We start from the raw sequence: 23,548 nt of genomic DNA, 5'->3' as shown, positions 1-23,548 counted from the left end.
GTCAGGCCCCGGTCGCGCCGCCGGCCAGCCGCTCGGTCAGCGCGCGGAGGCACTCCTGCAGGGCGTCGAGCGTGGTCTCGGTGTGGCCCCGGACCCGGGCCTGCTGCGCCTCGTCGGCCGGCTCGGCCAGCACCAGCCGGCGGTGCTCGAGCACCAGCACCCGCCCGGCGACCATGAACAGCGCCCCGGTCAGCTCGCTGAGGAACTGCCTGGTCACCGGGTCCACCGGGGCCCCGTCGGCGGCGCTGGCCGCGAGCAGCTCACCGGCCACCCGCTGCCAGGCCTGCTCGACCAGGGAGCGCTCGCGCGCCTGCAGGCTCGGGCTGTGCGCCAGCGCCTCCAGGTAGCTGCGGTTCTCCGGCCGGGCCTCCAGCTCCAGCAGGGCGGTGAGGTCGGCCTGCAGGTAGTCGCGCAGCGCCGCCGTCGGGTCCTGCCCGTCCGGCCGCGCCGCCACCGACGCGGCGGTCCGCTCCACCCACGGCGTCCGGCCGTCGAAGAAGAGGTCCTCCTTCGTCGGGAAGTGGTTGAACACCGTCTGGACGGCGACGTCCGCGGCCGCGGCGACGTCGGCGATGGTCACCCCGTCGAAGCCGCGCTCGGCGAACAGCCGCTGCGCGACGCTGCGGATCTCGGCCCGGGTCTGCGCCTTGCGCAGCTCCCGCCGGCCCCCCGTGGCGTCGCTCACGGCACTCAATCTAGGTGTCCGCCACCGGTGGACGTGGCAGCGGTCTCACTCCCGGGGTCGCGCGCCCCCGGCAGCCGCCCGCAGCCGGTCGTGCGCCGGCGCCCAGTCCGCCCACACCGCCGTCGCCCAGGACCGCACCAGCGCGGGCAGGTCGACGACGTCGAGGTCGGCGGCGAGGTCGGCGACCGTCGTCGTCCAGCGGGCCGGCGGCGTGAGCCCGACCGGCGCGTCGGCGGTGCCCTCGTCGGCGGCCGGGACGCGGCCGCGCTCCAGCGCCAGGCCCAGCCGCACCGGGGCGGTCGCGGGCTCGCCGGGCAGCAGGTGCTGGGCGTCGTAGGCGTCGCCGGCCAGGCGCAGCAGCCCGGCGGCCCGGCCGTCCTGCGCTGCCTCGTCGCGCAGCCCGCGGACGGTCACCGCGAACAGCGCCGCGCACCCGGCCGAGGCGCCCGGGTGCCGGGCGGTCAACCCGGGGACGACGGCGAGCACCGCACCGCACCCCGGGCAGGTCGCCGTCTCGGTCGGGGGCCCGGACTGCTCGCGGACGAGGGCGCGGGGATCGACGGTGCTCACGCCGACCGATCGTGCCGCACCGGGGCGCCGTCCGGGTCGCGTGGGTGAGTCGACGCGCGACTGGGCAGGGTCGAGGGCATGGCTGAACCCACCATCGCTGTCCTGGACGTCGACGGCACCCTCGTCGACTCGAACTACCAGCACGCCCTCGCCTGGTACCGGGCCCTGCGCTCGCTGGGCGAGACCTACCCGGTGTGGCGGCTGCACCGGCTCATCGGGATGGGCGGGGACAAGCTCGTCGCCGCCATCGGTGGGGACGAGGTCGAGGCGCGGATCGGCGACCAGGCCCGGGACCGCTGGGTCGAGGAGGTCGACCTGATGGTCGGGGAGATGCAGCCGCTGCCCGGCGCCCGCGACCTGCTGCTGGCGATCAGGGAGCGCGGCCACCGGCTGGTGCTGGCCAGCTCCGGCAAGCCCAAGCACGTCGACGCCTTCCTGGACCTGCTCGACGCCCGGGACCTCGCCGAGGACTGGACCACCAGCGGCGACGTCGAGGCGTCCAAGCCCGCGCCGGACCTGCTGCAGGTGGCGCTGCAGAAGATCGGCGCCGAGCCCGACGCGTCGGCGGTGATGATCGGCGACTCGGTGTGGGACGTCGAGGCGGCGAAGAAGGCCGGGATGCCGGCGATCGTCGTCCGCTCCGGTGGTTTCGGGGACGACGAGCTGCTCGACGCCGGCGCGGTCGGGATCTACGACACCCCCGGCGACCTCACCGCGGCCCTCGACGACACCCCGCTCGCCTAGCTCCCCCGGCCCCGCTGCAGGGGCCCGCCGCGAGCGTGCGAGCGGTGGGGGGCAGCGGGGTCCTTCCTCAGCCGACGACGCCGACGCGGGGCGCGGTGTACTCCGGCACCGCGCACAGCGGCGGGCGCTCGTCGGTCGCGACGGTCGTGCTGCTCGGCACGAACCGCTGCCCGTTGTGCTGGAACTGGGTCAGCAGGCCACCCGGCTCCAGCTGGCCGCGCTCGGCGCGGGCCAGCAGCGTGGAGACGATCTGGCCGGCCATCCGGCCCAGCGCCGCGTCGGTCTGGTGCGAGTGCTGGCGGGTGCCGAGGTCGACCTGGGCGAGCCCGTTGAGGCCGCAGACCTGGAGCAGGTCGACCAGCAGCCCCACCTCGACGCCGTAGCCGGAGACGAACGGCACCCGCTCCAGCGCGGCGCGGCGGCCGGCGTACTCCCCGCCCAGCGGCTGGACGAAGCCGGCCAGCTCGGGCCACAGCGCGTTGAGCAGCGGCCGGGCGGTCAGCTCGGTGACCCGGCCCCCGCCGGCCGGGCGGTGCTCGCCGTCGACGGTGAGCGGCCGGGTGTAGCAGCCCTTGACGTAGTCGACCCGCGGGTCGGTCAGCAGCGGGATGAGCAGCCCGGGTACGTAGTGGCTGACGTCGCCGAGCAGGTCGGAGTCCATGAAGACGACGAGGTCGCCGGAGGTGGCGGCCACGCCCTTCCACAGCGCCTCGCCCTTGCCGCGGCGGCTGCCGTGCGCGGGCAGCACGTCGGCGGCGGCGACGACCTCGGCGCCGGCGGCGCGGGCCACCTCGGCGGTCGCGTCGGTGGAGTCGGAGTCGATGACCAGCAGCTCGTCGACCAGCGGGATGCCGTGCACCCAGCGATCCACGAGATCTCGCACCAGCGTGCCCACGGTGGCTTCCTCGTCCCGGGCGGGCAGGACGACACTCACGCGGTGCCCGCCGCGGCGCTTGGCCAGCAGGAGGGCGTCGACGTCGATCTCGGCCAGCGAGGTGGCCGACGTGGTGCGGTTCTCGAACCAGGCGCGGGCGTCAGGTCGCATCAGCCCACTGTCGGGCACGGCCCCACCCCCCTGCACGTCGGCGGGGCGTCGTTCACGTGAACTTCACGCACCCCTCGGATCAGCGTGACGGGCGCCGTCGTCGGCGGCAACAAACGGACGTCCGTCCGCCCCACCACCCACCCTCTTTTCGCCAAAGTGGCCACTTTGGCGACTCGCGAGAAGTGGGCGTGCTCAGGGCGGGGTGGCGGCCGGGTCCGGCGCGCTCACCCCACCTCGGCGCGATCGCGCTGCTCGGGCAGCACGGCGGCCTGCAGCGCGGCCGAGGGGTGGCGCAGCAGCGACCCGACCTGCGGGTGGGTGAGCCCGGCGGGCAAGACCGATCCGGCGACGGCGACCAGGCCCTGCCGGCGGATGGCGTGCAGCGTCTCCACCGAGGAGATCTCCGCGGCGATGGTGCGCACGCCGAGGGACAGCGCGCTGGAGTGGATCGCGGCGAGCACCTGCAGCGCCTGGCCGGTGTCGCCGCGGCCGGCGAGGTCGCGGACGTCGACGACGACGACGTCCAGCGGCACCCGGCTGAGCTGCGACCACAGGGTGGAGCCCATGCCGTAGCCGGTGAGGGCCAGCTGCACCCCGGCGTCGTGCACGGTGTGCAGCGCGGGCACCAGCGTGGCCGCGGAGGTCTGCAGCACCTCCTCGGAGAAGCAGAGGGTGAGCAGCCGCGGCGGCAGGCCGGCCGCGGCGAGCGCGGCGGTGACCTCTCCGGGCAGCTCGTCGGCGTGCACCAGCCCGGCGGGCAGGTCGACGCCGACCCGCAGCTCGCGGTCCAGCGCGGCGGCGTCGGCGCAGGTCCGGTTCAGCAGCCACTGCTGGAGCGCCGCGGTCTGCCCCTGGCGCTCGGCGGCGGCCCACAGCTCGGGGGCCGGCAGGGTGCCGAGCTCGGCGTGCACCCACACCGGGGAGGCGTGCAGGCCGGCGATCCCGCCGGTCTCGCCGTCCGCGACGACGTCGAAGCGCAGCTGCACCTCGCCGGCGGCGAGCGCCGCGGCGACGTCGCTGCCGGCCGCGGCCTGGGCGACGCGGTCGGTGCGGTGCACCCGCCAGCAGCCCTTGCCGGCCTGCTTGGCGGCGCGCAGTGCGGTGTCGGCCTCGCGGAAGGCGAGCTGGCCGCCGCCGGGGCGCACCGGGGACACCCCGACGCTGGCGCCGACGACGAAGGTCTGCTCGCCGATCCGGTAGGGGTGGGCGAGGACGTCGACGACGCGTTGCGCGGCCTCGGCGGCCGGGTCCTCGGCGCCGGCGACCAGCACGGCGAACTCGTCGCCGCCGAGCCGGGCGACCAGGTCGTCGGCGCGCAGCAGGCTGTTCAGCCGCCGGGCCACCTCGACCAGCAGCAGGTCGCCGGTCTCGTGGCCGGCGGTGTCGTTGACCGCCTTGAACCCGTCGAGGTCGAGCACCAGCAGGCAGCGGTCGCCCGCGTCGGTGGTCAGCCGGGCCATCTCCTGGAAGAGCATCGCCCGGTTGGGCAGCCGGGTGAGGTGGTCGGTGAACGCCATCCGCTCCAGCTCGCGCTCGCGCCGTCGGCGGGTGGTGACGTCGCGCAGGTGCAGCACCCGCCGGCCGCTGCCGGGCCGCTCGTGGTGGGTGACCTCCAGCTCGCGCGGTTCACCGCCGGCCGGCAGCAGCCGCAGGTGCATCGCCGGGGTCAGCTCGCCGACGACGGCGGTGAGCTCCCGTGCCACGCGGGCCCGGTCCTCCTCGTGCAGCAGGTCCAGCAGCGGCGGGTGCGGGGTGGCGCCGGACAGCCCCAGCAGGGTGCGGGCCGCCGGGGAGGTGAACTCCAGGCGCAGGTCCGCGCCGACGATCGCGACGCCGTCGGAGCTGGCCTCGACCAGGCCGCGGAAGTCCTCCTCGCTGCGCAGCAGGTCCTGCGCCATCCGGCCGCTCTCCCGGAAGCGCAACGCCGTGCGCGCCAGCAGCAGCAGGATCAGCGCGGCGGTGCAGGAGATCTCCCCGGCGCCGATGGGCAGGTCCAGGACGACGGCGAGCAGCAGGGTCACCGGGGCGCCGACCAGGGCGAGGACGACGATCGCCATCCCGGCGGCGTTCACCCGGGGCACCGGCTCCCCGCTCGCGGCGCCGGTGGGTGCGGGGCCGGTCGGGGCCAGGGCGATTGCCCGCACGCCGGTGGCCAGGCCGAGCAGGACGGCGACGTCGGAGACGGCGACCAGCACCTCGACGGGTGCCAGGATGTGCGCCGCGACCAGCGCCGAGCCGAGCCCGAGCAGCGCGGTCATCACGATGATCCCCGTCGCCGACCGGTGCACCGCCTCGGCGGAGACCGTGCACAGCGCGCCCACCGCGCCGATGGCGACGGCGGGGTAGAGGCCGTAGGCGAGCACCACCGGCTGCAGCTCCGGGGCGATCGCACCGGGGGCCAGCGCGGGGGAGAGCACCAGCAGGTCGGCGACGACGACCAGGGCGACGGTGACCATGACCCCGTCGATCACCAGGATCGGCCACCGCGTGCCGCGCACCCGGCCGCCGATCAGCGCTGCGCTGACCAGCGGGCCGAACGCGGCCAGGAGCATGAACGCATCGGCCGGCCGCAGGCCGTCCGCGGAGCCACCGTTCCCCGCCGCCGCCAGCACGCTGGCGACGGAGTAGAGCAGCGCGCTGGCGCCGAGCACCTGCCAGGGCAGCCGGTCCCGGCGGTGCATCGCCCGGGTCAGGCGGACGCACTGCCAGGCCGCCCAGCCCCCGAAGGCGGCGATCACCACGTCGTCCCACTGCGGCAGGGCACCGGCCGGGCTGAACGGGAGCGCGACGGCGAGCGCGGCCAGCGTCAGCAGCACGGGCAGCCGCAGCCGTGGCCCGTGGTGGTCGTTCACCCCGTCACCGCGGGCAGGCCGCCGATCAGTGCCTCGGGAGGCATCGGGCGGGCCAGCAGGTAGCCCTGGATGAAGCGGTGGCCCATGTCGCGCAGCAGCTGGAGCTCGGCCGCCGTCTCCACGCCCTCGACCACCACGGCCAGGCCCAGGCTGGTGCCCAGGTGCAGCACCGAGGCGCACAGCGCCCGGCGCTGGGGGTCGTGCTCGACGTCGGCGAGGAACTGCCGGTCCATCTTGAGCACGTCGATCGGCAGGCCGACCAGGTAGGCCAGCGACGACCAGCCGGTGCCGAAGTCGTCGACCGCGATCCGCACGCCGAGGCGGCGCAGCAGCTCCAGGTCGGCGACGACGTGGCCGTCGTCCAGCAGCACCGACTCGGTGATCTCGAGGACCAGCCGCGACGCGGGCAGCCCGCTCTCCTCCAGCGCCGCCAGCACGTCGTCCACCAGCTCGCCGGTGCGCAGGTGCCGGGCGGAGACGTTGACGGCGACCGCGAGGTCGTCGTGCGGCAGGCCGGCGACGGTCGCGGTGGCCTGGTGCAGCACCCAGCGGCCCAGCTCGGTGATCAGCGCCGACTCCTCGGCCAGCGGCACGAACTCCGCGGGGGAGACCTCGCCGTAGACCGGGTGCCGCCAGCGCAGCAGCGCCTCGACCGACGTCGCCCGGTGCAGCGCCAGGTCGACGACCGGCTGGTAGACCAGGTGCAGCTGGTCGCCGGCGAGCGCCTGGGCCAGGTCGGCGCGCAGCGCGTCCTCGCGGTCCTGGGTCATCCGCAGCGCGTCGGAGTGCCGGTGCACCCGGCCCGGGCCGGCCGCGCGGGCACTCCGCAGCGCCAGGTCGGCCCGGCGCAGCGCCTCGCCGGCGTCGGTGTCGGTGCCGGTCGGCAGCCAGGTGACGCCGGCGGTGGCGGTGAGCCGCACGGTGCCGCTGCCGGTGGGCACCGGCTCGACGGCGGTCACCAGCCGGCCGGCCACCGTCTCGGCGTCGGCGATCGTGCCCTGGACCAGCACGGCGAACTCGTCCACGCCGGCGCGGGCCAGCCAGTCGTCGCCCCGCAGGGCGCGGCTGAACCGGGTGGTCAGCTCGCGAAGCACGGTCTGGTCGCCGCCAGGGGGCAGCCCGTCGACGCCGAGGACCACCAGGGCGGCGGCTCCCGTCGAGGTGTCCCGGAGCGTGGCGGTCAGCCGTTGGGTGAGCGCGGAGCGGTTCGGCAGGCCGGTGGCCGGGTCGGTGGTGCTGAGGGCGCTGAGGTCGGTGTCGGCCGGGCGCGGGGCGGTCGCACTGACGTCCCGGCAGTACAGCACCAGGGCGCCGACGTCGGGGTCGCCGCGCAGGTCGCGCACCTGGGCCCGGATCAGCCGCCAGCGACCGTCCACGTGCTGGATGCGGGCGGTGCGGGTCTTGGTCTCCGCGCCCTTGGGCTGCGGAGCGCCCAGCGCGGCGATCAGCCCGGGGGCGTCGTCGGGGTGGACGGCGTCGGCGACGGCCAGGCCGATGGTGCGCTGCGGGTCGAGCCCGAGCAGGTCGGTGATGGCGGGGGAGACCCACCGCACCCGCAGCTCGTCGTCGAGGATCACGATCGGGTCGGCGCTGCCCCGCACCAGGGTGCGGAAGTAGGCCTCGGAGCGGGTGAGCTCGGCGGTGAGCCGCTGCTGCGCCCGCCAGGACACCACCTGGTGGCTGGTCAGCACGGCCAGTCCGGCGAGGCCGAGCGCGCTGCCGGTGATCGTCAGCGAGCCGGTGATCGGCACGCTGACCAGCAGCAGGCCACCGCCGACCATCGCCGTGACGTGCGGCAGCAGGGCGCCCAGCGCCGAGCTGCTGCGCGGGTCGTCGCCGCCGTCGTCCGGCCCGGGCCGGTCGGTGTGGACGGCGATGCCGACCAGGCAGAGCCCGAGCACGCTGAGCGAGCAGGCCAGGTACTGCACCGGCCCGGGGCCCGACGTGACCGAGGAGAACCCGGCGGCCACGGAGGCGCAGCACTGGGCGCCGAACACCAGCAGGCCCACCCGCCGGGCGGCCGGCGGGCTGGCCGCCACCAGCAGCAGCGAGCAGCCGGTGCCGATGGCGATGGCGAACAGCAGCCCGAACATGGCGATCGTCGCGGGCCGGGACAGCAGGCCGGTGTCGGCGATGGTCAGCCGGTAGATGGTGTGCACGGTCAGCAGGTCGGCGATGACGAAGAGCACCAGCGAGGTGAGCAGCTGCGGGCGGCGGGCCCGCAGCCCGCGCAGGTCGATCAGCCGGGTGATCGCCACCACCACCAGCAGCTGACCGGGGATGCTGCCCAGCGCCGTCTGCCCCCAGGGCACCAGCACCCCGGCCAGCGCCGCGCCGCCACCGCCCAGCCCCACCGAGAGCGCGTACCAGCGCCAGGCGGCCGGGTGGGCGCTGCGCGCGGCCGCACGGACGAGCAGCACGGTGGCCCCGATGATGACCGCGAAGTTGAGCGTGACCGGGGCCATCGGGCCGAGGGCGGGGCCGGCTGCCCCCGTCGCCAGGGCGACGGCGAGGGCCAGCAGCAGCGCACGGCCCATCCGCGGCGCGGTCGTCGCGCGCCGTCCCGGGCGGGCGAGGGCCCGCACCGGGGCGGCGAGCACTCCTGAGGTCACCCCCCGGTGTTCGGGACGGCGGGGGCACTGCTCCACCGCTGGCGCCGGCGGCTCACCCCTCGGGGGGAGTGGTACGAACGAGGGGTGCAGCCCGTGGACGCTCCGGACGGCGGCCCGGTGGTGCGCCCCGGGCCGCTGCGGTGGCTGGGCTACGCCTTCGGGGGCCGGCTGCCCGCCCGGCACAGCTCCTGGGTGCTGCACGACACCACCACCCGCACCTGGGCGTGGCGGCACGTCCTGCGGTCGCTGGTGCAGCTCGCCGTCCCGGTCACCCTGGTGCTCCTGCTGGTGCCCGGCCCGTTCTGGATCCGCGGGATGGCCGCCCTCGGTGGGGTGGCGATGGGGCTGATCTTCTCGCTGGCCTACATGACCGAGACCACCGAGCACCGGCTGGTGCGGGCCGGCTACCCGGCGGGCACGGCGGCGGCGGCGCACGACCGGGCGACCCGGCAGCGGCTGGCGGCGGAGTCGGTGCGCAAGCGCGAGGCCGCGGCCCGCCGGGCGGCCCGCTACCGCGGCGAGAGCTGACCGCCCCGCGCCGTCGTCCCCCGGTGCCGGTGCCGGGGCCATCTGCCGCTGCTGTGGCGAGGGTCGAGCCAGCTGACCCGGGGGTGAGCCGTGCCACAGCACGGTTCACCGTCCGGTGGGGCGGCTCAACCCCTCCGCGGCCCGTGGTCCGCAGTCACCGTCCGGTGTCGACCCGACTCGCCAGGACGGGGAGCCGGACGCGCGAGGTCCGCAAACAGGTGGCAAGCTTCGACGGGTGAAGACGTGGCTGGATGCATGGCCGGTGTTCCGGCAGCTGACAGGTCCTGATCCGCTGGGGCGTGGCAAGGCCGCGCGCAGCAAGGCGACCGAAGAGGTGGTCAGCCGAACGGCCACCGCCGACCGGGTGGTGCAGTCGGTCTGCCCGTACTGCGCCGTCGGCTGCGGGCAGCGGATCTTCGTGAAGGACGAGCAGGTCGTCCAGATCGAGGGCGACCCCGACTCGCCGATCAGCCGCGGCCGGCTCTGCCCCAAGGGCAGCGCCAGCAAGCAGCTGGTCACCAGCCCGAGCCGGGTCACGTCGGTCAAGTACCGCCGTCCGCACGGGACGGAGTGGGAGGACCTCGACCTCGACACGGCGATGGACATGATCGCCGATCGCGTTCTGGACGCCCGCCGCAAGGGCTGGCAGGACGAGGTGGACGGCCACCCCGTCAACCGCACGCTGGGGATAGCGAGCCTCGGAGGGGCGACCCTCGACAACGAGGAGAACTACCTCATGAAGAAGCTCTACAGCGCCATGGGCGCGATCCAGATCGAGAACCAGGCCCGCATATAGCACTCCGCGACGGTCCCCGGTCTGGGGACCTCGTTCGGTCGTGGCGGCGCCACGAACTTCCAGCAGGACCTGGTGAACTCCGATTGCATCGTGATCGAGGGTTCGAACATGGCCGAGTGCCACCCGGTCGGCTTCCAGTGGGTCATGGAGGCCAAGGCGCGGGGCGCGAAGGTCATCCACATCGACCCGCGGTTCACCCGCACCAGCGCGCTGGCCGACCTGCACGTCCCGCTGCGCGCGGGCACCGACATCGCGTTCCTCGGTGGGCTGATCAAGTACGTCCTGGACAACGACCTGGACTTCCGCGAGTACGTGGTCGCGTACACGAACGCGGCGGCGATCCTGCGTGAGGACTTCCAGGACACCGAGGACCTCGACGGCCTGTTCTCCGGGTTCGACCCGGAGACCGGTCAGTACGACGAGACCACCTGGCAGTACGAGGGCGTCAACGTGCCCGCCTCGGCCGGTCAGCGCTCGCCGAGCCAGCCCGGCGGGTCCGCCTTCCGGGACGGCGAGGAGAGCGACCGGCCCGACGACGCAGCCGACGACGGCGAGGACGACGAGACCGAGGGCGTCAAGGAGGCCGACCAGCAGCAGGGCGCGCAGGGCTCGGCCGACATCCACGGCCGGCCCAAGCGCGACGAGACGCTGCAGCATCCCCGCTGCGTCTTCCAGGTGCTCAAGCGGCACTACGCCCGGTACACCCCGGAGATGGTCGCCGACATCTGCGGCATCGAGCCCGAGGTGTTCCTCAAGGTGGCCGAGTGGGTCACCGCGAACAGCAACCGCGAGCGGACGACGGCGTGGGTCTACTCGGTGGGCTGGACGCACCACACCGTGGGCGTGCAGTACATCCGGACGGCGTCGGTGCTGCAGGCGCTGCTGGGCAACATGGGCCGCCCGGGTGGCGGGATCCTGGCGCTGCGCGGGCACGCGAGCATCCAGGGCTCCACCGACATCCCGACGCTGTTCAACATCCTGCCCGGCTACATCCCGATGCCCCACGCCCAGCAGCACACCGACCTGGACAGCTTCTGCTCCTCCAGCGACGACCGCATCGGTTTCTGGGGCAACATGCGCTCGTACTCGACGAGCCTGCTCAAGTCCTGGTGGGGCGACGCGGCGACGGCGGAGAACGACTTCGCGTTCAACTACCTGCCCCGGCTCACCGGTGACCACGGCACGTACACCACGGTCGCCGACATGGTCCAGGGCAAGGTGCCCGGCTACTTCCTGGTGGGCGAGAACCCGGCGGTGGGCAGCGCCAACGGGCGCATGCAGCGCTTCGGGCTGGCCAACCTGGAGTGGCTGGTCGTCCGCGACCTGCAGATGATCGAGTCGGCGACGTTCTGGAAGACGGCCCCGGAGATCGAAACCGGGGAGCTGGTCACCGAGGACATCGCCACCGAGGTCTTCTTCATGCCCGCGGCCACGCACGTGGAGAAGGAAGGCACCTTCACCCAGACGCAGCGGCTGCTGCAGTGGCGGCACAAGGCGGTCGAGCCGCCGGGCGAGTGCCGCAGCGACCTGTGGTTCTACTTCCACCTGGGCCGCAGGATCCGGGAGAAGCTGGCCGGGTCCACCGACCCGCGGGACCGTCCGCTGCTGGACCTCACCTGGGACTACCCGACGCACGGGGAGCACGACGAGCCCAGCGCCGACGCCGTCCTGCGGGAGATCAACGGCTGGGGTCCGGACGGCGAGATGCTCTCGACCTACCTGGACATGAAGGACGACGGGTCGACCACCGGCGGCTGCTGGATCTACACCGGCGTCTACGCCGACGGGGTCAACCAGGCCGCCCGGCGCAAGCCCGGCCGGGAGCAGGACTGGGTGGCCGCCGAGTGGGGCTGGGCCTGGCCGTCGAACCGCCGGGTGCTCTACAACCGCGCCTCGGCCGACCCGGACGGCAAGCCGTGGAGCGAGCGCAAGGCCTACGTCTGGTGGGACGAGGAGGCCGGGAAGTGGACCGGTCACGACGTCCCCGACTTCGAGGCGACCAAGCGGCCGGACTACGTGCCGCCGGAGGGCGCGACCGCGCAGGCCGGCCTGGGCGGCGGCGACCCGTTCGTCATGCAGGCCGACGGGAAGGCCTGGCTGTACGTGCCGGCGGGGCTGGCCGACGGTCCGATGCCGGCGCACTACGAGCCGGCCGAGTCGCCGGTGGAGAACGCGCTGTACGGCCAGCAGGCCAACCCGGGCCGGGAGGAGATCCAGGCCGCGTACAACCGGGGCAACCCGCCGCGCAGCACGGTCTACCCCTACGCGATGACCACCTACCGGCTGACCGAGCACCACACGGCCGGTGGGATGAGCCGCACGCTGCCCTACCTGTCGGAGCTGCAGCCGGAGTTCTTCGTCGAGGTCAGCCCGCAGCTGGCCGAGGAGCGCGGGCTGGAGAACGGCGGCTGGGCGACGCTGATCAGCGCCCGGACGGCGATCGAGGCACGGGTGCTGGTGACCGAGCGGATCCGGCCGATGAAGCTCAAGGGCGGCCAGGTCGTCGAGCAGATCGGCATCCCCTACCACTGGGGTGAGCAGGGGCTGTCCACCGGCGACTCGGGCAACGACCTGTTCGGCGTGGTCATGGACCCCAACGTGCACATCCAGGAGACCAAGGTCGCCACCTGCGACATCCAGCCCGGGCGGCGTCCGCGTGGCGAGGCGCTGGTGCAGTACGTGGAGGACTACCGGATCCGGGCGGGCGTGCAGTCGGGCCTGATCCCCAGCGGTGGCCGGGTACCGATCGAGGAGGGGACGAGCTGATGCGGCGCGACCCGATGGAGGAGGAGCGCTCGTGACGACCGTCAGCTCGGCGAGCCCGGCGCTCACCGGCAACGACCCGGCCAACCGGCTCTACGGCCCGCTGCCCGACGTGAGCGGGGAGGCCGGGTACGCCGACGACCACCCGGCGCGGGTGGGCTTCTTCACCGACACCTCGGTCTGCATCGGCTGCAAGGCCTGCGAGGTCGCCTGCAAGGAGTGGAACACGCTCCCGATGGACGACGCGGACGGCAACCGCGACGCCATGGCCCTGACCGGGATGTCCTACGACAACACCGGGATGCTGGGGGCCAACTCCTGGCGGCACGTGGCGTTCGTCGAGCAGAGCCGGGCCGTCGACCTGCCGATGCCGGGCATCGGACTGCCGGGGGCCGGTGGCGAGGCCGCGGGTGCACCCGCGGCCGGCTGCGGGAGCGGTGGTGGGGGCTGCGGGAGCGGCGCCGCCCCGGGTGACGCGCACGCGACGTCGCACGGCGGCAACGCCGACGGCGGGCTGACCGCGCAGTCCAGCGTGCTCAACGCCGAGGCGCTCAGCGAGTACGACCCGCAGACCGGCCACTCGGCCGACCGTGAGATCCGCTGGCTGATGTCGTCGGACGTGTGCAAGCACTGCACGCACGCCGGCTGCCTGGACGTCTGCCCGACCGGGGCGCTGTTCCGCACCGAGTTCGGCACCGTGGTCGTGCAGGGCGACATCTGCAACGGCTGCGGCTACTGCGTGCCGGCCTGCCCCTACGGGGTCATCGACCAGCGCAAGGACGACGGCCGGGTCTTCAAGTGCACGATGTGCTACGACCGGCTGACCGACGGGCTGCAGCCGGCCTGCGCCACCGCGTGCCCCACCCAGTCGATCCAGTTCGGCGACCTGGACGAGCTCCAGGCCCGCGCCGACGCGCGGCTGGCCACGCTCAAGGAGCAGGGCGTGCAGACCGCCCGGCTCTACGGGCGCGACGAGGACGACGGCGTCGGTGGCGCGGGGGCGTTCTTCCTGCTGCTCGACGAGCCGGAGGTCTACGGCCTGCCGCCGGACCCGATCGTCACCACCCGCGACCTGCCGTCGATGTGGAAGCACGCCGTCGGCGGCGCGGCCATGGTGGTCGGTTTCGCGCTGTCCGCCGTGCTGGGCTCACGTAAGGGGCTGCGCCGATGACCGAGGGACTGGTGACGCCGGGCGCCGGCTGGCGGCGGGCCGACGGCCCGCCGGCGCAGGCGCGGGAGAAGAAGCGGCGCAAGGGCGGCCGTCGTGGCGGTGGCCGCGACGGCGACCCGACCGTCGACGAGGCCGAGTTCACCTCGTACTACGGCCGGCCGATCATCAAGCCGCCGGTGTGGAAGACCCCGGACGTGCCGCTGTACCTGTTCCTGGGTGGCGCGGCCGGTTCCTCCGCGGTGCTCGGCGCGATCGCCGACGTGACCGGTCGCCCGGCGCTGACCCGGGCCGCGCACTACACGGCCGGTGGCGGGGCGCTGGCCTCGGTCGTCTGGCTGATCCACGACCTGGGCCGGCCGGCGCGGTTCCTGCACATGCTGCGGGTGATCAAGCCGACGTCCCCGCTGTCGGTGGGCTCCTACATCCTGGCGCCGTTCAGCGCGCTCACCGCGGCGACCGCGGGGATCCAGCTGCTGGAGGCCTTCCCCGGGCTGCAGAAGTTCGGGCTGCGGCGGATCGCCGGCTGGTTCCCCGGGCTGCGGAAGGTCGTCGGCTCCACCTCCGCCGTCTTCGGTGGCCCGATGACCACCTACACGGCGGTGCTGCTGGCCAACACCGCGGTGCCGTCGTGGCACGAGCCGTACAAGGAGCTGCCGTTCGTGTTCGCCGGCTCCGGGATGGCCGCCGGCGGCGGCATCTGCATGGCGTTCACCCCGGTCGCCGAGGCGGGGCCGGCCCGGAAGATGGCGGTCGCCGGCGCGGCGGTCGAGCTGGCCGCGATGCACAAGGTCGAGCACGACCACGGCATCGTCGGTGAGCCCTACCAGCAGGGCAAGGCCGGGAAGATGATGAAGGCCGCGAAGGCGTGCACCGCCAGCGGCGCCGGGCTGACCGTGGTGGCCGGCCGTACCCGGGCCGGGGCCGCGGTCTCCGGTGCGCTGCTGGCCGCCGGCTCGCTGCTCACCCGGTTCGGCGTCTTCGAGGCCGGCATGGCCAGCGCGCGCGACCCGAAGTACACGGTCGTCCCGCAGCGGGCCCGGATGGCTGCGCGCGAAGCCGCCGCCGACGCCGACCAGCACGTGGCGAAGTCCGTCGTCCGCTAGGTCCCTCGTCCGGCTAGGAACCGTGCCACCCGGACTGCCCCGTACCGCCGCTGGTGGTGCGGGGCAGTTCGTCGTTCCGGGCGCCCGCAGACCCAGAGGTCGCCGTGCCCCGGCCGCTGGGCGCGCCGTCGCAGCGGCTACGGCCCGGCGGGAGACGAGGGGGACGCGGTAGGTGCGGACGGCGTCGGGGGGACGACGTCGTCGGCCGGGGCCGACGGGTCCGGCTCGGTCGGCGTCGGCCTCGGCGTCGGCCCGGTCGGCTCCGGCTGGGTCGGCTCGGCCGGCTCGGTCGGCTCGGCCGGCTGGGTCGGCTCGGTCGGGCTGGGGGTCGGGTCCGGAGCCGGCTCCGAGGGGTCGACCGGGTCGGTCGGGCTGGGGTCGGCCGGGTCCGTCGGGCCCGGTGTCGGGGTGGGCTCGCCCGGGTCGGTCGGGTCGGCCGGGTCCGTGGGGTCGACCGGGTCGGTCGGGGTGGGGTCGGCCGGGTCGGTCGGGCTGGGAGTCGGGGTGGGCTCGGCCGGGTCGGTCGGGTCGGCCGGGTCCGTGGGGTCGGCCGGGTCCGTGGGGGTGGGCGTCGGCGCGGGGATGGGGGTGCCCTCGTCGGCGGGGGAGTCGCCCGCCGGTGGCTGGTCACCGGGCACGGGGGCCGGCGGCACCGTCGCCGGGCTGTCGGGCGCCCCGGCCGAGGTCGCCGGCGACACACCCGTCCGGCGCGAGCCGCTGGTGGTCGGGTCGGATTGGATGTCCGTGCCGCGCTTCGTCGTCCGGTCGGGGGCGTCCACCGGGGCGCGGGCGGCCAGGGCCGCCTCCCACTCGGGGACGGAGATGGGGGTGGCCAGGCCGGACACCGCGGCGCCCTGGTTGAGGGCCTCGAGGGTGGCCGGCACCTTGTCGGGGTGCGCGGCGAGCTCGGCGGCGAGGGGGTCGCTGAACCCGAGGCTGCTGCCGGACCGGGCCAGGACCGGCGCGAGCGCGATGGCGGAGAGCGCGGTGAGGGCGAGCAGTCGCTGCGCGCCGCGGCCGGGCACAGCCCGGCGGGGGGAGGCGCCGCGGGTCCACGCCGACCTGATCCGGCCGGTGCGTGGGACCGACGACGGACCGGCGCTGAGGGGACGGACCGACCGCACCGGCTGGTGGTGTCGGGACGAGACCGACACCGAGACGGTGGCGCGACGGCGTCGGGCGCGAGCGGCGAGTGGCGCCCGCAGCGACCGGTGCGTGCACCCAGCCGCCGACACGGCGGTCTCCCACGTGCCGGTGGTCGCCGGGCGTGGCCGAGCGGGGGGCGCGCCCTCGGGGCGGCCGGCCGGCGGGCGGGACGCAGGCCGGCAGTGCACTGCCCGGGCCCGTGGCCGCGAGACCCGGTCGGACGCCGGCGGGATCAGCTCATGGTCGGCGTCCCGGGGCATCCGCCGGATGACGGCGCACAGCACCGAGGCCGCGACCAGCCCGGCCACGGGCCACGCAACCAGCAGCCACCACCACGCCACAGAGTCCCTCGTCTCGGCCCGCTGCCGCGTCCCTCATCAGCAAGGTTCGCCCGGCCGGGCGCTCCCGTCAATGGTAGGGCGCGATCAGGCCGTCAGACTCCCGGTGCAGGGCCCGATCCGGGCGTCCTGGTGCGGGCCGCGGGCCAGGTCAGGCGGCCAGGCCCCCGGGTGCGGGCGCGGGCTCTTCAGCCGGGCTCGGAGCCGGGCGCGGAGCCGGGACGGGGGGCGCGCTCGGAGCCGGTGCGGCCCCGGGCGGCGTCGTCCACTCGATGTCGTCGATCCGCCGCAACGTGTGGCCGACGAACGGCCCCACCAGGCAGATCGCACCGGCCCATCCGATGATCAGCCACGCCCACCACGTCATCTCGCACCCCCGTGCTCGTAGGGGACGCAGCCTGGCGGCGGGTACGGGCCTCGGGCAACGGTTCCGGCACGGATTCCTCCGGAAGGGTGAGGAGCTCGAGTCGTCCGGTCCCGCACGCCGGGCTGGCGGCGTCGGAGTCGAGCCGCCAGTTCTGTGGTCGGTGGCGTCGGCGCACCAGCGTCGGAGGAAGCCCCGACCAGGGCGGGTCACTCGGGCATGTTCTGCGGTGCCCGCTCCAGTGCGCCACCCGTGGCATCCGGTGGGATGGCGGTCGTCGAGCACAGCTTCCGGTCGTTCATCACGTCGACGATCGGCTGCAGCGCCTCGATGGCGGTGGGGGTCGACCGGGACCGTCCGTCGTGCATCGTGATGATCGCCCCGTCCGTCATCCCCCGGGTCACGTTGGCCACGATCGCCGCCGTGGGCAGGCCCTCGGTGTCGTGCGAGTCGACGATGTTCTGCTCCTCGTCGAGACCGAAGGACATCACCAGGCGCAGTCGGAGCTCTCGGGCCACGTCGTCCGCCGTGCTGTCGATCGAGCCGTACGGCGGCCGGTAGTACTGCGGAGCAGGAGCTCCGTAGGAGACCAGCAGCTCGTTGGTCCGCTCGAACTGCGCACGGACCTGCTCCGGGCCCCACGGAGCGATCCGCTCGCCGTCGGGGAGCACGCCGGTGACCAGGTCCGGGTGGTCGAACGTGTGGTTGCCGATCACGTGGCCGTCCGCCAGGGCGCGGCGCACCAGGTGCTGGCGCCCGAGGACGTTCGAGCCGGTCCAGAAGAAGACCGCCTGCAGGCGGAGCGCGGCGAGCCGGTCCAGCACGGCGCTGCTGTACTGGCGGGGGCCGTCGTCGAACGTGAACGTGACGTGGCCGCCGGAGCAGTCGTTGGCCACCGGGCGCCATCCGGCGTCCGGGCCGGACTCCGCGGTCGCGGAGGCGGTGTCGACCGGCACGTCGGTGGCGACGCGGTAGCCGGCCAGGGCGAGAGCCAGCGCCGTCGCCAGGGTCAGCGAGGCGAGCCGGAACCACCGGCGTCGGGAGCGTCGATCGCTCATCGGGCCGCCCCGACCTGCTGGTAGACCGACCACATGGCCGTGCTGGCGTGCTCGTCGACCGGGATGCTCGCGACCAGCCGGTAGTCGGCGGAGTTGTCCCGCAGCGCCTGGAGCAGCACGGCCTGCCGGGCGTCCTCCACCGGCGACCCGGTGCTGGCCGAGTTCAGGACGACGGTCTGGTAGCGCAGGTCCTCGATCGCCACCCGGACGGCGTCGTCGCCCTGGGCGTACAGGGCGTAGGTGTTCTCCCAGTGCACACCGGGCAGGTCGCGGGTGTGGTAGGCGAGGGGGTCCACGGCGGTGCCGCTGGCGAAGTAGCGGCCAGGGGTGGCGTCCTGGGCGATGGTCCCGGCCACGGGGGCGACGTCCGGCCAGGTCGCGTAGACGGAGCCCGAGCGGGAGACGCCGAACAGCAGGGCCACACCGAGGATCAGGAAGACCGGTCCCAGCTTCCAGGTGCGGCGCGACAGGGCCGCGAGGGCGACCCCCGCCAGCGGGGCGAGGAACAGGGCGGACCAGGCCAGGTTCCGGTCGAAGGACACCGACTCGCCCACCCGCAGCTGCGTCAGGGGCACGATCAGCCCGCCGCAGAGCAGCACCACCGCCAGCAGGGCAGCGGCCGCGCCCTGCCGGCGCAGCACCGCGACACCCGCCGCCGCCACCACGAGCAGCACCCCCACGTCGAGGGCCAGCCAGCCGAACAGCTCGCTCCGCGGGCGGGGACCGAGCGCCTGCAGGTACCACGTGGTCGAGAGCACGCCCCCGCGGATGCCGTCCGCCCAGAGCAGCCACGCCGCTCCCCACATCGACACCGCCGCGGCGGCGGCCATGCCGCTGCGGCGGAGACCGTGCCGCCGGGACCGGGCCATGAGGAGGACGGCGAGCAGCACCACCGGGACGAACACCACGGTGCGGTACTCGACGACCGGTGCCAGCCCCAGGAGTGCGCCGGTAACCAGGGCGGCCCCTGGGCCGGGTCGGGTGACGCCGCACCACAGCGCCGCGGCCAGCAGCGCCAGCACCAGCGCGTCGCCGGTGGCCAGCCCGGCGACGACGGCCACCGGGCCCGAGATCGCGAAGCTGGCCGCGGTCAGGTAGCCGGCCCGGCGCGACGTGTGGTGGGTGACCGCCGCGGCCAGGAACACGGCCGCGGCCACGGCGCAGGCGAGGCTGAAGCCGCGGACCAGGGACAGCCCGCCGACGCTGTCCAGCGCCGCGGCCAGGACGGGGTAACCGAACGGCACCCCGGGGAACGAGTGGCCGTAGCTGCCCACGCCGTCCTGGGTCAGCCAGTGCACGATCTGGTCGTGGCCGGCGTTCAGCGCGAGCGCCTCGTCGGTGGACGCGCCGTTGCGCAGCCGCAGGGTCGAGGCGGCGAGGGTCGCGGCGGCCAGCACCAGGGGCAGCCGACCGGCCCAGCGGTGCACGCGCCCACCCGGCCACCGCTCGGGAAGGCTGGCGGCGAGCGCGGTCTGCCAGTGGGGAGGCCGGTAGGAGTTCGGGGCAGCTGCTGCCGGGGCGCTCACCGGCGGTGACCGTCGCGCGGGGGCAGCGTCTCGTCACGCTCGTGCCGGGGCAGGATGCGGCGCACGGCGATCACCAGGATCACCAGCGTCAGCGCCGTCATCGTGGCCGTGCCCGCCATGAACCCGTTGTGCGTGACCTCTTCCAGCAGCGCCCAGAAGTCGCCGTCGTCCATCAGGTGACCCATTCCTTGTCCGCACCGCGCAGGGCCTTGGACAGTGCCTTCCAGTAGACGAATGACTGCACGAGGTCGTACAGCCACATCGGGAGGATCGAGGCGGCATAGAGCCGGGCACGCCAGCCTGCCGACCAGGTGGCCACGAGCTGGTCGAGCATGAAGACCGGGATCATGGCCAGCCACACCAGGTGCAGCGACAATTCCTCGAAGGCCAGCGCGTAGGACCAGATGGCGACCATCAGCACCGGCACGATCGTGCGGAAGTAGGTCCAGAGCTGGATGGCCCAGGCCTTGCGGGTGTGGTCGACGAAGCCGTAGGCCATGAGCGTCTCGAGGGTGCCCCGCTGCCACCGCAGCCGCTGGGTCATCCAGTCGCCCCACGTCGGCATGATGTCGGTGACCAGCAGGCAGTCGGGGGCGCACCGGGGGTCGTAGCCGACCCGCTTCAGGGCGACGGTCAGCTCGTAGTCCTCGGTCAGCGAGGCCTCGTGGTAGACCTGCCCCCGCCGGCCGGGGATGACCGGGGACCCGCGCAGATCGGCGACCGCGCGCAGGGACTCGACGGTGAAGACGGCAGCGGCCCCGGCCAGCACATGGATGCGGCCGGCCCGGCGGTGCACGGTGCGCAACCCCTGGGTGTACTCGATCCGCTGCATCAGCCCCACGCGCGAGGGGTGCTCGGCGGCCACGTAGGAGCCGCTGACGCCCCCGCGGCGGGGGTGCACCTCGAAGTACCGCTGCGCGCGCTCGACGAAGTCGGGATGCAGCTGGCTGTCGGCGTCCATCATCAGCACCAGGTCGTCGGGCTGGAGCGTGGGCAGCACCAGCGCCAGTCCCTGGTTGAGCGCACCGGCCTTCTTGGCCGTGTTGTCCCGCGTCTCCAGGACGTCCACGCCCATGGCCCGGGCGATGGCCACGGTGCCGTCGGTGCAGTTGTCGGCGGCGACGAGGATCCGGTCCGGGGGCTGGGTCTGCCGGCGGAGGCTGTCGATCGTCTGCGCGATCCCCAGCTCCTCGTTGTGCGCCGGGACGATCGCGGTGACCCGGGGCCCTCCCGGCCGTGACGCAGGAGCGGTCTCCGGCAGCGTGTGGGCGTCGTCCTCCCGGGGGAGGACCGTGACCACGTTGGGCTCGGCGAGCACCGTTCCCGTGGTGTGCATCTCTGTCGTCGTCACGTCACGACCGCGACGATCTCCGGACGCCCGACAACGAACACGCGTCCATTCCCGATCCTCCCCGTTTCTCCGGTTGCCCGGCACCGGGCAGCGCTCGTCCACCCGAGGGTGGGGGGCTGACCTGCGATGCTGCGCGGCGTCCGCCGAGCTGGCGGGAGGGAGATTAGGGCAGTTTCGGCTGCCGGAAAACCAAAAACCGGCCTTCCGCGAAAATACTACTCACCGTTTCTGAGCGGTTTCTTTCGGTGAAGATCACCATGCGTTCCCGACCAATTGCACCGTGCTGATGAATGGCTCCCGAGAACACCCATTCGGGTGACCATTGCAACTCTCACGGGTTCATCTCCCGCCCGAAGGCCCGGGCGAAGGGATATCCGGACCGGGCCTCGACGGTCATGTCCCAGACGTAGGCGCCGCGGATCTCCAGGCCGGCATCGGTGAGCGAACGGTAGGCGGCCAGGTACTCCTCGACGGGCATCTGACCGGGATCACCGAGGGCCGAGCCGGCGTACGTCGTGCCGATCGCGAACCGGGACGGCGGCAGGCCGAGGTCGCGCATCCGCCGCGCCGCGGCCACGATGTCGCTGATCCGCTCCTCCGGTGTCTGCGGGTGGTCGTAGAACTGCGGCCCGTAGAGGTCGCAGACCGCGCCACGGTAGGTGGCGCCGTCGACGGTGGCGCTCCCGGTGGCCACCGCGAACCGCTCGTAGAGCTCCACGCCCGGCTCCACCGAGGCGGTGACGGCGAAGTCCGCACCGCGCGCGGCCTTGAGGCTGGCGCTGGCCGACACGAGGCTCGCCAGGTCGGTGGCCGCTCCGCCGTGCTCCAGGTCCCAGTCGACCCCGTCGCAGCCGTAGACGTCGCAGATCGCGGTGATGCTGTCCACCGCCTCCTTGACCTGTTGGGCGGTGCGCAGGGCGATGCCCCCGTCGAGCTGTCCGCCGACGGAGAGCAGGACCTTGGCCCCCCGCGCCTGGACGGCGGCGATGTCGGCGCGCAACTGGTCCCGGGTCACGCCGCTGCCCTGGTCGGGCGTGAAGGTCAGCAGGCCGGTGCCGGGCTGGGCGCTGGTGGCGAACGCCAGCAGGAAGACGGTGACCTCGTGGCTGGCGGTGGTGAGCCGGGGGGAACTGTCCGTGCGCCAGTAGACCGCGACGACGGACTCGGGGAGCGGTGGCTCGGGTGCGACTCCTGCCGGGGACGAACGCTGGCCGGCCGGGGGGTCGGGTGCCGACCGGATGACGACGAGCAGGCACGTCACGAGGGCCGTCAGCAGCAGACCGGCCAGCCACGGGATCACCGGGCCCGTGCGGCCATCACGCACCACGCCTCCTGGGTTCCGTGGGCCAGCACGCGAGACGGTGCGACGACCCGGCGGCAGGGAGGTGGCCCAGCCGGACCGACCCGCTCCCGAGCGGAGGCTAGCTGCTCATCCACGTCGGCAGGGCTGATGCGACTGCTCGGCCGCTGCGGTCCGGGAACGTGAACTGCCCCGCGCCGCCGGGACTCGGCGACACGGGGCAGTGTCCGTGGGGGCGCGGCGACGATGCCGATCCTGGGTTCGCCGCGCCACTGCGGCGGTGGTCGGGTCAGCGGCGGGTGCCGCTGTAGCGGATCACCTTGCCGGCGCCCATGGTGCGGGCGGCGGTGAGGCAGAGGGTGGCGCGGCGGTGCACCTCGCCGGCGGAGGTCTCCGGGCTCAGCCCGGCGATGCCGGCGGCCGCCGTGAGACCGGGGATGCCCTCCTCGGCGACGCTGTCGACCAGCCGGTGGGCGGCGATCTCCGCGTCGGGGGAGAGGCCGTTCAGCAGGAAGGCGAACTCGGCCGGGCCGGAGCGGGCCAGCCAGTCGTCGCCGCGGACGGAGCGGGAGAACATCGCCGCGACCTGGTCGAGCTGGCTGCCCGGCATGGGCCAGCCGTTGTCGCGGCGGAGCAGTCCGATGAGGACCAGGGTGGCGGGGGTGCGGTCGGTGCCGGTGGCGCGCTCGGTGATGCGGTCGAAGAGCACCGCGCGGGTCGGGAGCAGGGAGACGGCGTCGGCTGTGTCGAGGCGTGGGCCATCGAGGACAGCCGGGTTGAGGGCGATCGGCATACCGCAGTGGTCGTCCCGGGGCCGGGACGAGTTGAGTTGTGCGGCACCGACTCTCATCCCTGGTGGTGAGACGGCCCGGTCGATGCGTTTCCCGGGAGCCGGGGTCGCGGCGCACCGACGCCGGTCACGTGCTGACGGGGAACGGTCACGCAGTGACGACCGAGTGGGTGACGTCACGACGGATCGGGTGACACAGCGTGGCGGCGTCCACCGATCAGGCGATACCCGATGGGCCGGTGCCCGCGTTGAGTGACCACCGACCCGGGGCCGGGCTGCCTCCCCCCTTACCCGGCTCCGGGTCCGCACATCCTGTTCTCCCGCTGGACCCGTCCGCGGGTCAGTGGCAGACCGGGACCACCATGTCGGTGTTGTTGACCGTCGGCCGGCCGGGGTGGTCGCCGTTCATGAACGAGTTGGCCGGTGACCAGCGCCCGGCCCACTCGCCGGAGTCGATGAGGTACCAGAAGCCGTCGGGCTCGACGCTGGGGACGCTCGGCGCGTGGAAGCGGCAACGCACCTGCACGGTGGTGTCGGGCGGGATGGGCTGGGCGTTGTCCTGCATCGTCACCGGGTCGGCAGAGGTCTTGGCGCCCAGGCTGCCGGTGGTCTCCGGCCAGATCGCGCCGTCGCCGCGGATGGGCAGCGGCTCGTCGCGGAAGAGCAGGATGCCTCCGGTGAGCACCGCCACGACGAGCACCGCCACGACGAGCACCGCCACGACGAGCACCGCCACGACGAGCACCGCCACGACGAGCACCGCCACGACGAGCACCGCCACGACGAGCACCGCCACGACGAGCACC

17 protein-coding genes and 1 pseudogene are annotated in these 23,548 nt (G+C 74.3%); 5 read left to right on the top strand and 13 right to left on the bottom strand.

Going from position 1 to position 23,548, the window contains the following annotated elements; translation table 11 throughout:
* Position 1 precedes the first annotated feature (1 nt).
* Both ACI79U_RS16925 and ACI79U_RS16920 read right to left on the bottom strand, forming a co-directional pair.
* Positions 2-685 carry a TetR/AcrR family transcriptional regulator gene (locus ACI79U_RS16925; protein ID WP_457070092.1) on the bottom strand — a complete coding sequence of 228 codons (684 nt, stop codon included), beginning with the start codon at positions 683-685 and terminating at the stop codon, positions 2-4.
* Positions 686-730: 45 nt separating this feature from the next.
* The gene (locus ACI79U_RS16920) at positions 731-1,255 is read right to left on the bottom strand and encodes a DUF5946 family protein (protein ID WP_457070090.1); all 525 of its coding nucleotides are present in this window, start codon (positions 1,253-1,255) and stop codon (positions 731-733) included.
* A 78-nt stretch (positions 1,256-1,333) separates the two neighbouring features.
* On the opposite strand from ACI79U_RS16920, the gene ACI79U_RS16915 reads away from it, so the two are divergent.
* Complete coding sequence (locus ACI79U_RS16915; protein WP_457070088.1) at positions 1,334-1,999, top strand: HAD family hydrolase; 666 nt, start codon at positions 1,334-1,336, stop codon at positions 1,997-1,999.
* A 67-nt stretch (positions 2,000-2,066) separates the two neighbouring features.
* On the opposite strand, the gene ACI79U_RS16910 is transcribed toward ACI79U_RS16915, so the two are convergent.
* The 3 genes from ACI79U_RS16910 to ACI79U_RS16900 all read right to left on the bottom strand — a co-directional run bounded on the left by ACI79U_RS16910 (position 2,067) and on the right by ACI79U_RS16900 (position 8,508).
* On the bottom strand, positions 2,067-3,044 hold the full coding sequence (locus tag ACI79U_RS16910; RefSeq protein ID WP_457070086.1) for a glucosyl-3-phosphoglycerate synthase: 978 nt from the start codon (positions 3,042-3,044) through the stop codon (positions 2,067-2,069).
* A gap of 224 nt (positions 3,045-3,268) precedes the next feature.
* Positions 3,269-5,896 carry a diguanylate cyclase domain-containing protein gene (locus tag ACI79U_RS16905; RefSeq protein ID WP_457070084.1) on the bottom strand — a complete coding sequence of 876 codons (2,628 nt, stop codon included), beginning with the start codon at positions 5,894-5,896 and terminating at the stop codon, positions 3,269-3,271.
* Positions 5,893-8,508, bottom strand: a complete 2,616-nt coding sequence (locus ACI79U_RS16900; protein ID WP_457070082.1) for a putative bifunctional diguanylate cyclase/phosphodiesterase — start codon at positions 8,506-8,508, stop codon at positions 5,893-5,895. Before ACI79U_RS16900 ends, ACI79U_RS16905 begins: the two co-directional genes overlap by 4 nt.
* A 93-nt stretch (positions 8,509-8,601) precedes the next feature.
* Here ACI79U_RS16900 and ACI79U_RS16895 point away from each other — a divergent pair, with 93 nt between their 5' ends.
* From ACI79U_RS16895 to nrfD, 4 genes and pseudogenes are all read left to right on the top strand, one after another.
* A complete protein-coding gene (locus tag ACI79U_RS16895; RefSeq protein ID WP_457070080.1) occupies positions 8,602-9,036 on the top strand; it encodes a DUF5313 family protein in 435 nt (144 codons plus the stop codon).
* A gap of 235 nt (positions 9,037-9,271) precedes the next feature.
* Positions 9,272-12,598, top strand: a pseudogene (fdh, locus tag ACI79U_RS16890) (formate dehydrogenase).
* Positions 12,599-12,629: 31 nt separating this feature from the next.
* Positions 12,630-13,766 (top strand): 4Fe-4S dicluster domain-containing protein, encoded by a 1,137-nt coding sequence (locus tag ACI79U_RS16885; protein WP_457070078.1) that lies wholly within the window; start codon positions 12,630-12,632, stop codon positions 13,764-13,766.
* Entirely contained in the window at positions 13,763-14,869 is a 1,107-nt protein-coding gene (gene nrfD / locus ACI79U_RS16880; RefSeq protein WP_457070076.1) for an NrfD/PsrC family molybdoenzyme membrane anchor subunit, read from the top strand. Before ACI79U_RS16885 ends, nrfD begins: the two co-directional genes overlap by 4 nt.
* Positions 14,870-15,006: 137 nt before the next feature.
* Here nrfD and ACI79U_RS16875 read toward each other — a convergent pair whose 3' ends face one another.
* The 8 genes from ACI79U_RS16875 to ACI79U_RS16840 form a co-directional block, all read right to left on the bottom strand.
* Entirely contained in the window at positions 15,007-15,894 is an 888-nt protein-coding gene (locus ACI79U_RS16875; RefSeq protein ID WP_457070074.1) for a hypothetical protein, read from the bottom strand.
* Positions 15,895-16,926: 1,032 nt separating this feature from the next.
* The gene (locus tag ACI79U_RS16870; RefSeq protein ID WP_457070072.1) at positions 16,927-17,775 is read right to left on the bottom strand and encodes a polysaccharide deacetylase family protein; all 849 of its coding nucleotides are present in this window, start codon (positions 17,773-17,775) and stop codon (positions 16,927-16,929) included.
* A complete protein-coding gene (locus tag ACI79U_RS16865) occupies positions 17,772-19,301 on the bottom strand; it encodes a hypothetical protein (RefSeq protein WP_457070070.1) in 1,530 nt (509 codons plus the stop codon). The genes ACI79U_RS16870 and ACI79U_RS16865 overlap by 4 nt, the downstream gene beginning before the upstream one ends.
* Positions 19,298-19,486 carry a hypothetical protein gene (locus tag ACI79U_RS16860; protein WP_457072814.1) on the bottom strand — a complete coding sequence of 63 codons (189 nt, stop codon included), beginning with the start codon at positions 19,484-19,486 and terminating at the stop codon, positions 19,298-19,300. Before ACI79U_RS16860 ends, ACI79U_RS16865 begins: the two co-directional genes overlap by 4 nt.
* Positions 19,474-20,652, bottom strand: a complete 1,179-nt coding sequence (locus ACI79U_RS16855; protein ID WP_457070066.1) for a glycosyltransferase — start codon at positions 20,650-20,652, stop codon at positions 19,474-19,476. Before ACI79U_RS16855 ends, ACI79U_RS16860 begins: the two co-directional genes overlap by 13 nt.
* A gap of 331 nt (positions 20,653-20,983) precedes the next feature.
* Positions 20,984-21,976 (bottom strand): glycosyl hydrolase family 18 protein, encoded by a 993-nt coding sequence (locus ACI79U_RS16850; RefSeq protein ID WP_457070064.1) that lies wholly within the window; start codon positions 21,974-21,976, stop codon positions 20,984-20,986.
* 265 nt (positions 21,977-22,241) lie between these two features.
* Positions 22,242-22,745: a hypothetical protein gene (locus ACI79U_RS16845; protein ID WP_457070062.1), complete on the bottom strand. Its 504-nt coding sequence runs from the start codon at positions 22,743-22,745 to the stop codon at positions 22,242-22,244.
* A 337-nt stretch (positions 22,746-23,082) separates the two neighbouring features.
* The coding region (locus ACI79U_RS16840; RefSeq protein WP_457072813.1) for a hypothetical protein at positions 23,083-23,548 on the bottom strand (466 nt) is incomplete at its 5' end.

Source organism: Modestobacter sp. SYSU DS0904, from assembly GCF_054051115.1.
The sequence above is the reverse complement of the archived record's forward strand: the minus strand, read 5'-3'. Positions and strand labels throughout refer to the sequence as shown.